The organism is Mesorhizobium sp. WSM1497 (genome assembly GCF_001672455.2).
Taxonomy (GTDB): Bacteria; Pseudomonadota; Alphaproteobacteria; order Rhizobiales; family Rhizobiaceae; genus Mesorhizobium; species Mesorhizobium ciceri.
Genome location: NZ_CP021070.1, coordinates 4,154,893 through 4,167,663, shown reverse-complemented (window position 1 = coordinate 4,167,663; position 12,771 = coordinate 4,154,893). Strand labels below are relative to the sequence as shown.

General features: G+C 59.6%; 12 protein-coding genes and 1 tRNA gene. 2 read left to right on the top strand and 11 right to left on the bottom strand.

Annotation, left to right across the window (positions count from 1 at the left end; genetic code table 11):
* Positions 1-21: 21 nt before the first annotated feature.
* The 11 genes from rimO to A9K65_RS20365 form a co-directional block, all read right to left on the bottom strand.
* Complete coding sequence (rimO, locus tag A9K65_RS20440) at positions 22-1,335, bottom strand: 30S ribosomal protein S12 methylthiotransferase RimO (protein ID WP_064993202.1); 1,314 nt, start codon at positions 1,333-1,335, stop codon at positions 22-24.
* A gap of 136 nt (positions 1,336-1,471) precedes the next feature.
* On the bottom strand, positions 1,472-2,134 hold the full coding sequence (locus tag A9K65_RS20435; RefSeq protein WP_013531644.1) for a TerC family protein: 663 nt from the start codon (positions 2,132-2,134) through the stop codon (positions 1,472-1,474).
* A gap of 181 nt (positions 2,135-2,315) precedes the next feature.
* Complete coding sequence (locus A9K65_RS20430; RefSeq protein ID WP_032808257.1) at positions 2,316-2,723, bottom strand: DUF930 domain-containing protein; 408 nt, start codon at positions 2,721-2,723, stop codon at positions 2,316-2,318.
* A 56-nt stretch (positions 2,724-2,779) separates the two neighbouring features.
* A complete protein-coding gene (locus A9K65_RS20425; protein WP_024503270.1) occupies positions 2,780-3,478 on the bottom strand; it encodes a DUF2161 domain-containing phosphodiesterase in 699 nt (232 codons plus the stop codon).
* 102 nt (positions 3,479-3,580) lie between these two features.
* On the bottom strand, positions 3,581-4,378 hold the full coding sequence (locus A9K65_RS20420) for a sterol desaturase family protein (RefSeq protein ID WP_064993203.1): 798 nt from the start codon (positions 4,376-4,378) through the stop codon (positions 3,581-3,583).
* Positions 4,379-5,324: 946 nt separating this feature from the next.
* Positions 5,325-5,507 (bottom strand): hypothetical protein, encoded by a 183-nt coding sequence (locus A9K65_RS20400; protein ID WP_064993205.1) that lies wholly within the window; start codon positions 5,505-5,507, stop codon positions 5,325-5,327.
* A gap of 1,521 nt (positions 5,508-7,028) precedes the next feature.
* The gene (locus A9K65_RS20385; RefSeq protein WP_064993206.1) at positions 7,029-7,583 is read right to left on the bottom strand and encodes a hypothetical protein; all 555 of its coding nucleotides are present in this window, start codon (positions 7,581-7,583) and stop codon (positions 7,029-7,031) included.
* A gap of 180 nt (positions 7,584-7,763) precedes the next feature.
* The gene (locus A9K65_RS20380; RefSeq protein WP_064993207.1) at positions 7,764-8,111 is read right to left on the bottom strand and encodes a hypothetical protein; all 348 of its coding nucleotides are present in this window, start codon (positions 8,109-8,111) and stop codon (positions 7,764-7,766) included.
* A 121-nt stretch (positions 8,112-8,232) separates the two neighbouring features.
* The gene (locus tag A9K65_RS20375) at positions 8,233-8,886 is read right to left on the bottom strand and encodes a hypothetical protein (protein ID WP_064993208.1); all 654 of its coding nucleotides are present in this window, start codon (positions 8,884-8,886) and stop codon (positions 8,233-8,235) included.
* A gap of 80 nt (positions 8,887-8,966) precedes the next feature.
* Positions 8,967-9,056: transfer RNA gene (locus A9K65_RS20370), tRNA-Ser, on the bottom strand.
* A 437-nt stretch (positions 9,057-9,493) separates the two neighbouring features.
* Positions 9,494-9,829 carry a hypothetical protein gene (locus A9K65_RS20365; protein ID WP_013531580.1) on the bottom strand — a complete coding sequence of 112 codons (336 nt, stop codon included), beginning with the start codon at positions 9,827-9,829 and terminating at the stop codon, positions 9,494-9,496.
* A 377-nt stretch (positions 9,830-10,206) separates the two neighbouring features.
* On the opposite strand from A9K65_RS20365, the gene A9K65_RS20360 reads away from it, so the two are divergent.
* Positions 10,207-11,439: a septal ring lytic transglycosylase RlpA family protein gene (locus tag A9K65_RS20360; RefSeq protein ID WP_064993209.1), complete on the top strand. Its 1,233-nt coding sequence runs from the start codon at positions 10,207-10,209 to the stop codon at positions 11,437-11,439.
* A 103-nt stretch (positions 11,440-11,542) separates the two neighbouring features.
* The gene (locus A9K65_RS20355; RefSeq protein ID WP_064993234.1) at positions 11,543-12,709 is read left to right on the top strand and encodes a D-alanyl-D-alanine carboxypeptidase family protein; all 1,167 of its coding nucleotides are present in this window, start codon (positions 11,543-11,545) and stop codon (positions 12,707-12,709) included.
* Positions 12,710-12,771: the final 62 nt, after the last annotated feature.

Here is a 12,771-nt window from a genome sequence, read left to right as displayed (position 1 = left end):
AAATTTACGCGGAACGAGGCGTCAGACCGCCGAACCATAGAGGTCATAGGCGTCGGCACGGTCGATCTTGACGGTGACGATATCGCCTTGGCGCAGCGGACGACGCGACTGGATGTGCACCGAGCCATCGATCTCGGGCGCGTCGTATTTGGTGCGGCCCTGTGCCGATGTGCCATGCGCCTCGTCGATCAGCACCGGGAGGCGCTTGCCGACTTTTCTGGCCAGCTGTGTCGCCGAAATCTTCTGCTGACGCTGCATGAAGCGGTGCCAGCGCGCCTCCTTGATTTCCTGCGGGACCTGTTCGAGACCGAGATCGTTGGAGCGGGCGCCGCGGACCGGCTCGTATTTGAAGCAGCCGGCGCGGTCGATCTTGGCTTCATCGAGCCAGTCGAGCAGCATCTCGAAATCGTCATCCGTCTCGCCGGGGAAGCCGACGATGAAGGTCGAGCGGATGGCCAGATCCGGACAGACCTCGCGCCAGCCGCGAATGCGCTCGAGCGTCTTTTCGCCATGCGCGGGCCGGCGCATGTTCTTCAACACCTGCGGCGAGGCATGCTGGAACGGGATATCCAGGTAAGGGAGGATCTTGCCCTCCGCCATCAGCGGGATGACGTCGGCGACATGCGGGTAGGGGTAGACATAGTGCATGCGCACCCAGATGCCGAGCTTGCCCAGTTCCTCCGAAAGATCGAGGAATTTTGCGCGCACTTCACGGTCGCCGAACATCGACGTCTGGTACTTGATGTCGATGCCGTAGGCGCTGGTGTCCTGCGAGATGACCAGAAGTTCCTTGACGCCAGCCTTGGCCAGTTTCTCAGCCTCACGCAGCACATCTGCCGCCGGCCGCGAGACGAGGTCGCCACGCAGTGCGGGAATGATGCAGAAGGTGCAGCGGTTGTTGCAGCCTTCGGAAATCTTGAGATAGGCGTAGTGGCGCGGCGTCAGCTTGACACCCTGCGGCGGCAGGAGATCGATATAGGGATCGTGCGAAGGCGGTGCGGCCTCATGCACCGCGGCCATCACGCTCTCATAGGCCTGCGGCCCGGTGATCGCCAGCACATTCGGGTGCTTTTCGCGAATGACGTCCGGCTCGGCGCCCAGGCAACCGGTGACGATCACTCGGCCGTTTTCCGAAAGCGCGGAGCCGATGGCGTTGAGCGACTCGTCTCGGGCGGAATCGAGAAAACCGCAGGTGTTGACGACGACGAGGTCGGCGCCGTCATGCTTGCGCGCGATTTCGTAACCTTCGGCGCGCAGGCGCGTGATGATGCGCTCCGAATCCACGAGGGCCTTCGGGCATCCAAGACTGACAAAACTCACGCGGGGAGCGGACATAGAGGGTTTCCGGGCTTTTCAGGATTGCCGGCGCAGTACCACACTTATTGCGGCATTGGTATGGGCAGGCCCGCGATGCGGCAAAACGCACGGCGGTCTTGCTTCGACGGAGTGAAGACGCGGATGTCCGCCAGCTTCAGCCGACCACGTTGTTCACATGTGGCCAGACCTCCACCGCGCCACGATAGACCATGTCCAGCGCGACATAGAGTATGATCAGCAGGCCGACATAGGCGATCCAGCGGTGGCGATGCAGCAGCTTGGCAATGAAGGTCGCAGCCAGCCCCATGAGCGCGATCGACAGCACAAGGCCGATGACCAGCACCGGAAAATGATCACGCGCCGCTCCAGCCACCGCCAGCACGTTGTCGAGCGACATCGACACATCGGCGACGACAATCTGCAAGGCAGCCTGGCCAAGGGTCTTGCGCTTCGACTTGCCGGCGACTGCTTGGTCACTGTTGAGGTCCGAATTCGACAGCGCCTCGGTCGCTTCCAGCTCATCGGCATGTGACGTGCGCAGCTCGCGGTACATTTTCCAGCAGACCCACAGCAGCAGGATGCCGCCGGCCAGCAGCAGGCCGACGATCGCCAGCAGCTTGACGGTAATTGCGGCAAAACCGATGCGCAGCACCGTTGCCGCAATCACGCCGATGAGGATCGCCTTCTTGCGTTGGTCAGCCGGCAGGCCGGCAGCGGCAAGGCCGATGACGATCGCATTGTCGCCGGCCAGCACGAGGTCGATGGCGATGACCTGGAGCAGGGCGGTCAGGCTGGCAGCGCTGAAAAAAATGTCCATCGACCGGAAGCCCTTGCTGATTTTGCCGAGTGTTCGTCGATTACCCAGAGGCCCTAACTTGGTGGTCCCTTGGCGTCAAGGGATCACGCGTGGCGCCATCACCGAAGCATCGTTACGTCAAGCCGGATCCAATGCTCGCGGCACTCGCCGACAGCCAGGCAAAACCATGGCCGATCGCCAATCAATCGTAGAGATTATACTTTGCCCAGTCGGCTTCCGGAATCTCGTCGCCGATCCGGTAGCGGAGTTGCAAGACTTCCATATGGTCCGGCCCGGTCTGGCACTTGAATTTCAGCCTGTACCACTGCCCCTTGCTGCGAAACGCAGCACCCGGGCTCTTGATTGCATCGGCGCCCATCTCGGGCGTGGCAAAGGCGTAGGCGACGACGCGATCGGCTTTGAACTTGCGATCGTCATGGGTGATGCGGTCGAGCACTTCGGCGTCGCAACGCTGTTCAAGGCGAGTTTGGGGATCGAGTTTCATCAGTCCGGCGCGCAATGCATTGTCCATTGCGCTGGCTGGAAAACTCAGTGTCACTGACGCCAAGGCGGTCATGCAGAGCTTCTTCATGGGCGGGACAAGCAACATATTTTGTCGGAGAAATCAACCGAGCGGACCGCCTCGGACGCTGCGGGAATCTTCAATCATATGGCTGCTGCGTTCAAAATTGCGTGTCGGGATTCGTCGTGCGATGCCTGCGGCCAACGGACCAAAGAGGCACGGCCGGCATCGGTAAGATCGTAGAGGCCGCGGTCGACGCGCGCGAACCAGCCATAGACATTGTGCTGCAGGATCTTGGGCGCGATCGGCGTCACCGCCTTCAGATCTCGCGGCCGCCTGGGGCCATCCACCATGGCGGCAGCGCAGGCGAGGGCGCTTTGGCGATAGGCGGTCATGATCGGATTGCGCGATCCTCCTCCGGCAACGGGATCGCCGCGACGGCGCTGGTGCTCATCGACCAGGCGGGAGCGCCGGCGGGCATTTTTGCGCGGCGCCAGCGCGATCGGGCTGAGAAGCACCTCGACCCGGTCCGTCGCGGTCACGCCAAGCAAGCCGAAGCCAAGCCGGCGGCAGAGATTGCGGAACCTGGCATCGCTTTCGCGTCCCTTGCCGCGAGCCGACATGCGCGCGGCCAGCCACACCTCGTCGCAGGCCGCCGCACGATCGACACCTTGCAGCACCAGTTCGAGATTGAACTGCAGCTTCAACTCGCAGATGACGACAACCGGCGGCTCCCCCTCGCGCAACGCAACAACATCGCAGCCGTCGATCTCGCCTTTGACGACAAAGTCGAGGCTTTCGAGGAACCGCTTCACCGGCGCATAGAGTGAGGTCTCGTTCATGGCGCAAGGTTTAGCCGATTCGAGACGAAAAGCCTTCCGGTGGTTCGGCGTTCTGCGGCTCGAAAGGGGACCGGTGTGGATACCGCAACGCCGGGCCAGCCGTCAGGCTTCGGCGTTCGGCACCGCCCGGTTCGGCAGCTTCCTGCGGCGCAGGAGCGGATAGCCGATCTGGCCGAAATAGGTGGAAGGGATCGGATCGTCGACGCCGTACTTCTCCGGCACCTTGTCACCGGTGGGATTGTAGGTGCCGAACAGCACGTCGAGGAAAGGCAACTGCCCGGCGAAGTTCTTGTCATAGGCTTCGCGCTGGTTGGCATGGTGCCAGCGATGGAACTGCGGGCTGGCGATCAGCCACCTCAAGGGGCCGAACGGAATCCGCACGTTTGAATGCACAAGCAGCGTATGTCCAAGGTAGAGAGTCGAAAAGACGGCGATCGACGCTTCCGAGAAGCCGAGGAAAAAGATCGGCGTCAGCGATATTGCCTTTGTGACGATGGCGTCGACGGGATGATTGTGGAAGGCCCCGAGCCAGTCGAGTTCCTCAATGCCGTGGTGAACGGCATGGAACTTCCAAAGCGCCGGGATTTTGTGAAAGGCCCGATGTGTCCAGTAGACGCCGACATCGGTGATCACGATGATTTCGGCAACCTGCAGCCAGACGGGCTGGCCGCAGACGGCATGCGTTATCGCTTGCGGGACCAGGAGTGCAGCGGCACCGAGCGCGCCTGCCGCCATCATGACGATGGCCAGCTTTATGATGAAGCCGTTGAACAGCAGATAAATCAGATCGACAGCGAAGCCCTTGCGAAAGATCTTCTGCGGCCGCTCGGCAAACAGATGTTCAAACGGAATGAAGATCAGGGCGCAGATCAAAAGTGCCTTGATGCCAAAGATATCCATCGATTCGCCTCAGTTGCCGGTCTGCCAGCGCGCGACTAGCGCTTCAGCCTTAAGCAGAACCACATCTCCCTTTCCAAAGGCTGAAGTGGTCTTCCAATAGTGCTCTTGCCCACTGGAGCTCAATTTTTGGAGATCGAGGGAACCTGTCTGCGAAACCGAAGTTCGATTCAAAGCTTGGTTTACAGCCGAGCGGTCTCGAGGCAGGGGCCCGTCATTGCTGATCGGTGACGGGCCTTCGCCGTGCCGATCGATTCCCGAGCGGGGCCGCCTCAAGCACCCGACTAAAGTCCGATGCCGAAGCGCAAAGGTCCGGCCTCTGAAACAACACGGCCTCTTCGACATCGGGAATGTGACCGTCGATCATCGTCCCCTCATCGTCGGTTGGTTGATTGCCCGCCACGACCCCCTTGGCGTGGCGGGCACCCATTCACGGAGAGTGTATGCAGCCTGGTGATATCATTGCGAACGCGTGTACAGCCGGGTTGGTCATCGTGTTGGTGGCAGTCGTGCTCCTGATTTTCGGGGCGCCGCTCTGGCCTGAACGAACGTCCGGATGATAATCATCCCGCCCGTCCATCGGATGACCACCGCCGCCATCAACAAAGCGGAGCCCGACCTTTCAACCAAGTTTGATTTGAGCATTGTGCGGCCAAGACCGCTTACCGATGAAGGGGCATGAGGGTTGCCGAGGACAAGTTATTGAAGCTACGGTCGCTCCTCATCGTTCCTCGCCACCGATCCCATCGTCGGAAGCTTGGCGTATTTGTCGAACAATGCCAATTTCTTCGGATAGGTGAGGTGTGTGAGGTGATGGCAGCCGGAGCAACGATGTTGAGCGGCAGACTTAAACCAGCGCCCAGACTTTACGAAGCCCAATCCGCACTCCGAGCATCGGAATTCCATCTCAACCGAATGTAGGCTCTCAGAGAGAGGCATCTTGTTTTTCCTACAGCCGCTTGAACTCGGCAAGGCCCAGCCGTATCCGCTGGCCTTCCGCGAATGCGAGCGCGAAAGATTTAAGTTCGAATGAGCGGGTAACTTCCTGGTCTTCCTCGACCATGCGGACGAACCATTCGCCACAGGCTTCGACCACTTCAATACAAGGTGAGACCTTGCCATTGGGCAGCACTTATCCATTACAGCCTCCATAGAAAGCAATGGGCAACGTCAATTAAAACCGTCTGATGTCGCACTTTGCAATAACAAAGGCTTGTACGGAAACGGACCAATGGTTCGTCGCTTGCTCAAGACAGGTGCGACCCGAAGCAGCTATCCATTCATGACATCAGGTTCGACGAGGAATGATGATGCGATCAAGTCGTCGCCAGCAATCTGGCCGCGACCGTCCTCCATAACGGCTGCAACCTTTTGGAAGGTTTTCATTTCGCCTCAGTTATACGTGCTGCCCGCATTTTTGCCTGGAGATCAGCCAGGCGGGCCACGAGCGCTTGCGACGTCTCGTCTTCAAGGTTCATCATCTTCATTGGTCCGGTTGAGTAAGTGATTGACGTGGGTTCGGTGCGCCGGCCACTCAAACACAGCTCAAACGTTCCCTTTATGGGCTTCGGCCTCAACAACGATGGGACCAAAGCCCCCCAACCAACGCAATGGTCCTACATCCGGATTAATCGGAACGCTTGGCTAAAAGGACTGTTGTGTTGGTCGTGAATCGGCACAGCTACGTCCCTTCCTGTGCTGAAAGGACCCGGGAGCCGCTCCGGTAGGGACTTCAGTCTAAATTGAGCAATCGCTAATATGCCTATAACCTAGGCAGCGCGGGGGATGATCCCTAAGAGCTATCCCGCAATGGCCGGTGCGGCCCACGCTTCCCAACCCAAGCATCACCCGCACCGGCCATTCTTTTGGGTCTACGGCTGGGTAGCGCCATCTGGACTCAGATCGGCAAGAGGCGCATTCTCCCGGTGAGAGAGGGGCGCGGGCAACCGTCGGGACTATTAGGATAATCGGCACAATCGCGCACGGTATCGCCGCAGGCGACATCGCTCGGACGACACGCCGTTATGGGCAAAAACTCCTTGCTGGCGGAACAATTCTAGCTGGCTTGCTTGCCTTTGAATTTGGACCCACCGCTGACGCAGCTTTGTGCCGGCAGGCTCGATCTCGCTGGCTGAACTCCTACGCCGCTATGACATGGCACCGGACCACACGATGAGCCGGGAGGAAGTGAAGGCCGCCTACGCGGCGTAAACTTCGTCAATGCTGCTTGGCCGCTGCCTTACGGTGGCGGGCCTTTCTATTCTTGGTGTTGAACGATGTAGCTATTGCTGATGGCGTTGCTCCCAACACCGCGCGTGACAACAACGGTGGTGTACCCGGCGGGCAGTGAACCGGTGACAGTCTCGTCGACAGGATGGCACCGTCCGACGATTTCACCGTTTGGCGCACCTGCGAGCCTGTCTTTCAGAGATGCCCGACACGCGTCAAGCGACGCATATGTGGTCGGCGCGGCTTCAATGGGCTTGCAGACGGCAGCCTGGCCTGGGCTGCAAGAGAGTAAAAGCAATACGGCTGCGGTTGCCGGGTCCATTGTCGAAGCTCCACTGAGACGAGCCTCAACGCGGATCGACGGCCTTTGTTGCACAGGCGCCACGGCGGCGGCCCGCTGCCGAGAGGTGGTGGGGCCTTTCATTTAGCTTCGCCGGCTTACGGCAAGTGTTTTTACAGGTCCCCACATGCCGCCTGTAAAGCTGTCGGAATCTGCGATCTGCAAGACGTTTGGCAGGTCTCTTTGATATGTTTCTCCGAACCAACCATCGTACTCGATCTGAATGGGAAACTCAGCCTGTGGCATCCAAAAACTTTGGCGCGGGTCTCTATGGGTTAGACCAAAAGAGCATGACGTCCGCGCACCATTTTGCAGGAGCCGGATCACGCTCGTAGGTTCGAAACAAGCCAACCACAGGGCCTTATTTTCTTCATTTGCCCCGGCGCCAAGCGCCGCCTGCAACGCTGTCTGATCGCTAACGAGGAGCTTGATATTCTTTGCCGGGATCGATCCGGAGTTTAGGATGACAAGGTCGTATGCGATCGCATCGTTCCCGCCGTGGTGCGTCTCGACCATTGCCGTCACGATCGGCCGAAACTGACGATACCAAAAGAAGATGGAAAAACCTAAGGCCACCACTGAGACGATCAGCGCAACTGCTGCGACTGCAAGATTGAGCAAGTCTCCGGTTTCGCCCATTAATAATCCCCCAAGCCACTGGAATGTCACACGGGCCGGCCGACAGCCCAGGAACCGACCGGATTAATATGGTTTCACAGTTCGTCCGAAACGAAATTTAGAAGCAAGCCTTCGCGCTCTCAATGGTGCTGGCGCTGGAGACGCAGTCGGACACACGCCGGGCCTTGGTTTGAGCATCCTCTAGGTCGGACAAGCCGATGCCTTCTCAGTCCGCGCGTCTTCATAAGTCGAGTTCAAGGAGTTGAATTTGTCGACGAGATCGTTGCTATTTCTGACCTCTGCATCGTAGGTGTCGACCACGTCGTCGAGCTTCGATTTGCAGACAAATCCTTTGTAATCGCAGGTGTAAGCATCGAAGCAGACCGAGTCCTTACGAACGCAGGTAGCGTTGCTGTTGCAGACGACGGCGCCATAATCCAGGCAGGCCGGCTCACCGAACGAGCATGAGAAAGATTGGCCTGCCGAAGTCGGGCCTGCCCAAAGGCTGAGCGCCAACAGCGCACCCGTCGAGATGATAGCCCGCGACATTGATCTCCCCCCAAGATCTCTGAATTATTTAGCACATGGCCAAGCAGCTAGCGTGTCGCCCGGACGTGCCGATACTCGCAGGAACGAGACCGAAAGCAAGGCGCAGGTAGAAGCCGCTGCCTCAACTCACAGTGGCGGGGCTTTCTTCGGGCGGCGGCGGGCGGGCCAGACCCCACGACAGGCGAAGCATTTTGTATATTATCTTTGAGACCTCGAAAAAGGCCTCGCAGACCTCGAAATACTCCGCTTCGTTCCGGTTTGCATCCCTAGCCGACAGCATGAAATGAGCCGTCCTTGTGTTATCGTCAACGCGGGCTATGGCTGTCCAAAGATGGCGGAACGACAAATGAACGAAGTCAGACGTTTCGGCGTAAACCTTGTCGATCCAGGGGTATTGCATCGACAGATGCTTCCGAAGGTAGGCGTCTGTTAGGCGCACCTGCTTTCCATCTTCCAATGTGGTCAGTCTGTCGAACTGCACCTGATTGGCCATGAGGCGTCCCATACTGTCTTCCCGGTCTTGAATAAGGGGCAGGGCGTGAATTCGCATGGCCGTGTCAATTTGAGTTCGCAGGAGGATCGTCGCTGATGGGAAGTTCTTGCCCTCGATCATCTTCCGAAACCCGCGCGACTGAGAAAGAGTGCGCTGGCCTGCCCCCAACAGGAACATGTGGGTAAGATACATGGATCCGGGCGTGAAATCCTGGTTGGCCGTTTTTATAAATTCGCGTTCCTGCCCGTGAATGGCAGTCAGCCGATTCTTCAGGGTGGTCATTCGAGCACTCTTCGCGTGATGCGCAATTCTGTACGTAAGATCAATAAAACGGAAGATTATCCAAGTAAATCAAGGCAATATGGCGGAGGAAGTGGGATTCGAACCCACGGTGAGCTTGCACCCACGCCGGTTTTCAAGACCGGTGCCTTAAACCGCTCGGCCATTCCTCCATCGTGGTTTTTCAACCATTTGGGCAGCGCGGGGCCAACTCGTTTGGCCTGTGGCACCGGATTGGCACCGAAGGCGCTCCCGGCTGGTTCACGCCTCATTCCTGTAAAGCGGCATTGAGGGCTGCGTCAACCACCACTGTGTCGGTTCCTGCCGTCCTGGCAGGCTCTGAGTTTGTCGGAATCGAGCACCGGAACTCGCTATCCCATTGGTGCATGATGAAGAAGGAGCCCGCCGACTGGCGATGTACAGGTTTGCGCGCGAACACAACCGAGGGCGCGACCTACCGACCAAGCCATCCTCGGAATTGGGCGGAGGGAATCCCTACGGGTCAGCCTCTTGGGACAGCTGCGGTATCCCGCAGATTTAACTTTCGCCAAGGGAACAGCTACTGGTGAGGAAGGCCGAAGCTGCAAATCGGCTCCGGCCTGTACGGTCCTCAGTCTTTGCAATTTTCGTCCGCCTTTGCCGCCGCGGCCTTATCACCGTGCTGCTGCGCCTCGATATCCTGCTGTGAGGTTGCAAGGTTTTTGTCGCCGCCGCCTTCAGCGCCCGCCAATGGCATCGTGGTGCCATCCTTGGCGGCTGGCTTGTTCGCGTTGCCCATGGCCTTCGGAGTCTCTAAAGGCGCGTGGGTTCCATCTTTCGAAATACCGGCGGTCTGTCCGGCATCGGTCCCGGTGTTCGAAGCTGACTTGTCCGGACATGCGGCGATCGCAGACCCGGCAGAAAGCGACATCGCGATCGCGACCATCAATGAAGTCATTTTCATCATGCTCGTCCTTCTGTTCGAGTGCCCTGCGGATGAAACTAGCGGCGCATTTCTTTGTTCCGGCGGTCGGTCCGCTGCCCGACAAAGCCCGGTCAACCGGCAGACACGGCGGGCAGGAGCGAAGCCAGGCTTTCTGTGGCAGAGGGCATCACATCTCTCGCGTGGAAGCACGAAAACCGTTACTTTTCAGAGAGCTCTTACGGTGGAGACGCCACAATCTTGCCCGGTTGCAGCCACAATCGGTTAATACCGTGATAAGCAATTCCTGCGCACAAAGGATCGGGGTTTTAAGCGTCGTTGGTATTGTCGGGTGAGTGTTTTGGCTCCTCTGGTGGTTGAACGCGACGCCTTGAGTTGAGACTGAAGGGGACATCAGGAAAATGCAGGCTGTGACGCCACCGCGTCTTCGTCGCGCTGCTACCGTCGCGTTGTTCGCCATGTCGGCCGCCTTGCTGGCCGCCTGCGCGTCGCAGCCTGAGCCGAAAGCGATGGTCAACAAGAAGACCCGCTCCAAGGAGTATTTCGCCGAATCCGAATATGGCGTGAAGGCAAGCCCGCGTGTGATCTCCCGGAACGGGCGCATCCAACGTGGCGGCGGCAGGGATCAGCTTGGCAAACCCTATCAGGTCCGCGGCAAGTGGTATTACCCGAAGGAAGACAAGCGTTACGCCAAGGTCGGCCTCGCCTCCTGGTATGGCGATGCCTTCCACGGCCGGCTTACCGCCAATGGCGAAGTCTATGACATGACCCATCTGACGGCGGCGCACCCGACCATGCCGCTGCCAAGCTATGCCCGCGTCACCAATCTCAAGACCGGCAGTTCGGTCATCGTTCGCGTCAACGATCGCGGCCCATATCACGAAGGCCGCATCATCGACGTATCGGAGCGCGCTGCCCAGATGCTTGACTATGCCAACACCGGCACCGCTCAGGTAAAGGTCGAATATGTCGGCCGCGCGCCGCTCGACGGCGATGACGACCAGTATCTGATGGCCTCCTATCATCCCGGCAACAGGGCGCCGGACCCGTCGGATGGACTGCCGACCGGCGTCATGGTCGCCATGAACGGGCCGTCGCCAAGCCTGCCTGCCGGCACTGCTGCCGTGCCGTTTCCGGGCCAGTTGACCGATTCCGGTTCTGTCCAGCCGATCATGTCGACGCAGTCGTCGGCCTATGGCGATCTGGCGCTTCCGGATTTCGGCCCGATCGTGCCGGAGCGTCCGCAGATCAATCTGCCGCCGCAATCGCCGTTTGCCGTGGCCTCGCTGTCCTATGCCGACGAGCGGGTCGAACGCACCTCAAATGCCTTCGCCGCGATGGGTGGCGACGGCATGTCGCCGGCCGATGTGCTCCAATCATGGAAACGGCAGCCGCCAACGGCCGGTCCGTCCACTGACTACGTCGCGGCTGGTTCGTTCGAGGATGCAGCGGAGGCCAAGCGTGTTGCCGCTCAGCTTGCCGCATACGGCAAGATCGAGATCCAGCGTTCGGAACTCGATGGCGAGGATTGGTATTCGGTCAATCTCTATCCCGATGGCCACCGCAATCTCGATGATTTGCTGCAGGCTGCCTGGTCGCATGGCGCGCCCGATGCGCTGGCTGTGCGCAACTGAGCGCAAGCCTGATGGGATTTCCGCTGCGCGGTTGATCCGCCGCGCAAAAAGCCTGATACTTTTCACGGGCTTGCCGGCGGTGCCGGCCAACGGGTCGAACATCATGCAATTTCGCTTGCTCCCGCCTCTCGCCGGACTTCTGGTTTTTGGCTTGCTGCTGTTTTTCCAGGCTCCGGCCGGTGCACAGCTGTTCGAGACCAAGGCCGCGCAGGCCTTCATGATCGATGCCGAGACCGGGACGGTGCTGTTTTCCAAGGAGGCCGACAAGCCGATACCGCCGGCCTCGATGGCCAAGCTGATGACCATGGAAGTGGTTTTCAACGCCATCAAATCGGGCCGCCTGAAGCTCGACGATACGTTCGTGGTCAGCGAGAACGCCTGGCGCAAGGGTGGCGCGCCTTCGGGAACATCGACGATGTTCGCCAAGCTCAAGTCGTCGATCCGGCTCGAAGACCTGATTCAGGGCGTGACCGTGCAGGCGGCCAATGACGGCTGCATCGTCATCGCCGAAGGCATGTCGGGATCCGAAGACAATTTTGCCGTGCAGATGACCGAACGCGCCCGCCAGATCGGCCTCAAGACGTCGACTTTCGTCAATTCGACCGGCCTGCCGGCGGATGGCCAGCAGACGACCGTGCGCGAACTGGCGCAGCTCGCCCTGCACCTGTGGCGCGATTATCCGGATTTCTATCGCTATTTTGCCCAAAAGGATTTCACCTGGAACAAGATCTCACAGAGGAACCGCAATCCGCTGCTGGCGATAAACATCGGCGCCGACGGCCTGGCGGTCGGGGCGAGCGAGGCAGCCGGCTTCGGCATCGTCGGTTCGCTCAGCCACAATGGTACCCGGGTGATCGCGGCGATGAGCGGGCTGGCCTCGGACAAGGAGCGCGCCGAGGAAGCGCGAAAGCTGCTCGACTGGGGTGTCCGCTCCTTCGAGAAGACTGAAATTTTCGCCAGGGGCGAGGTGGTTGGAGAAGCCCAGGTTTTCGGCGGCGCCAAATCCGGGGTGACGCTGAAGGCAAAGGGACCGATCGACATCTTCCTGCCGATCACCAACCGCGACAAGCTGACGGCCAGGATCGTCTATGACGGCCCGGTTGCAGCACCGGTGGAGGAGGGGCAGCCGGTGGGTGCGCTGCGCGTCTGGATCGGCGATACGCTGAGCCAGGAGACGCCGCTTTTCGCAGCCGAATCGATCGGCGTCGGCACGCTGCCGCAGCGCGCGCTCGATGCCGTCAAGGAACTGGCGGTCGGCTGGCTGCGCTAACGCATGTCGCTCAAAACCAGCCATGGTTTTGGGGAACGGCATGCATAAGGGCAAAAAATCGA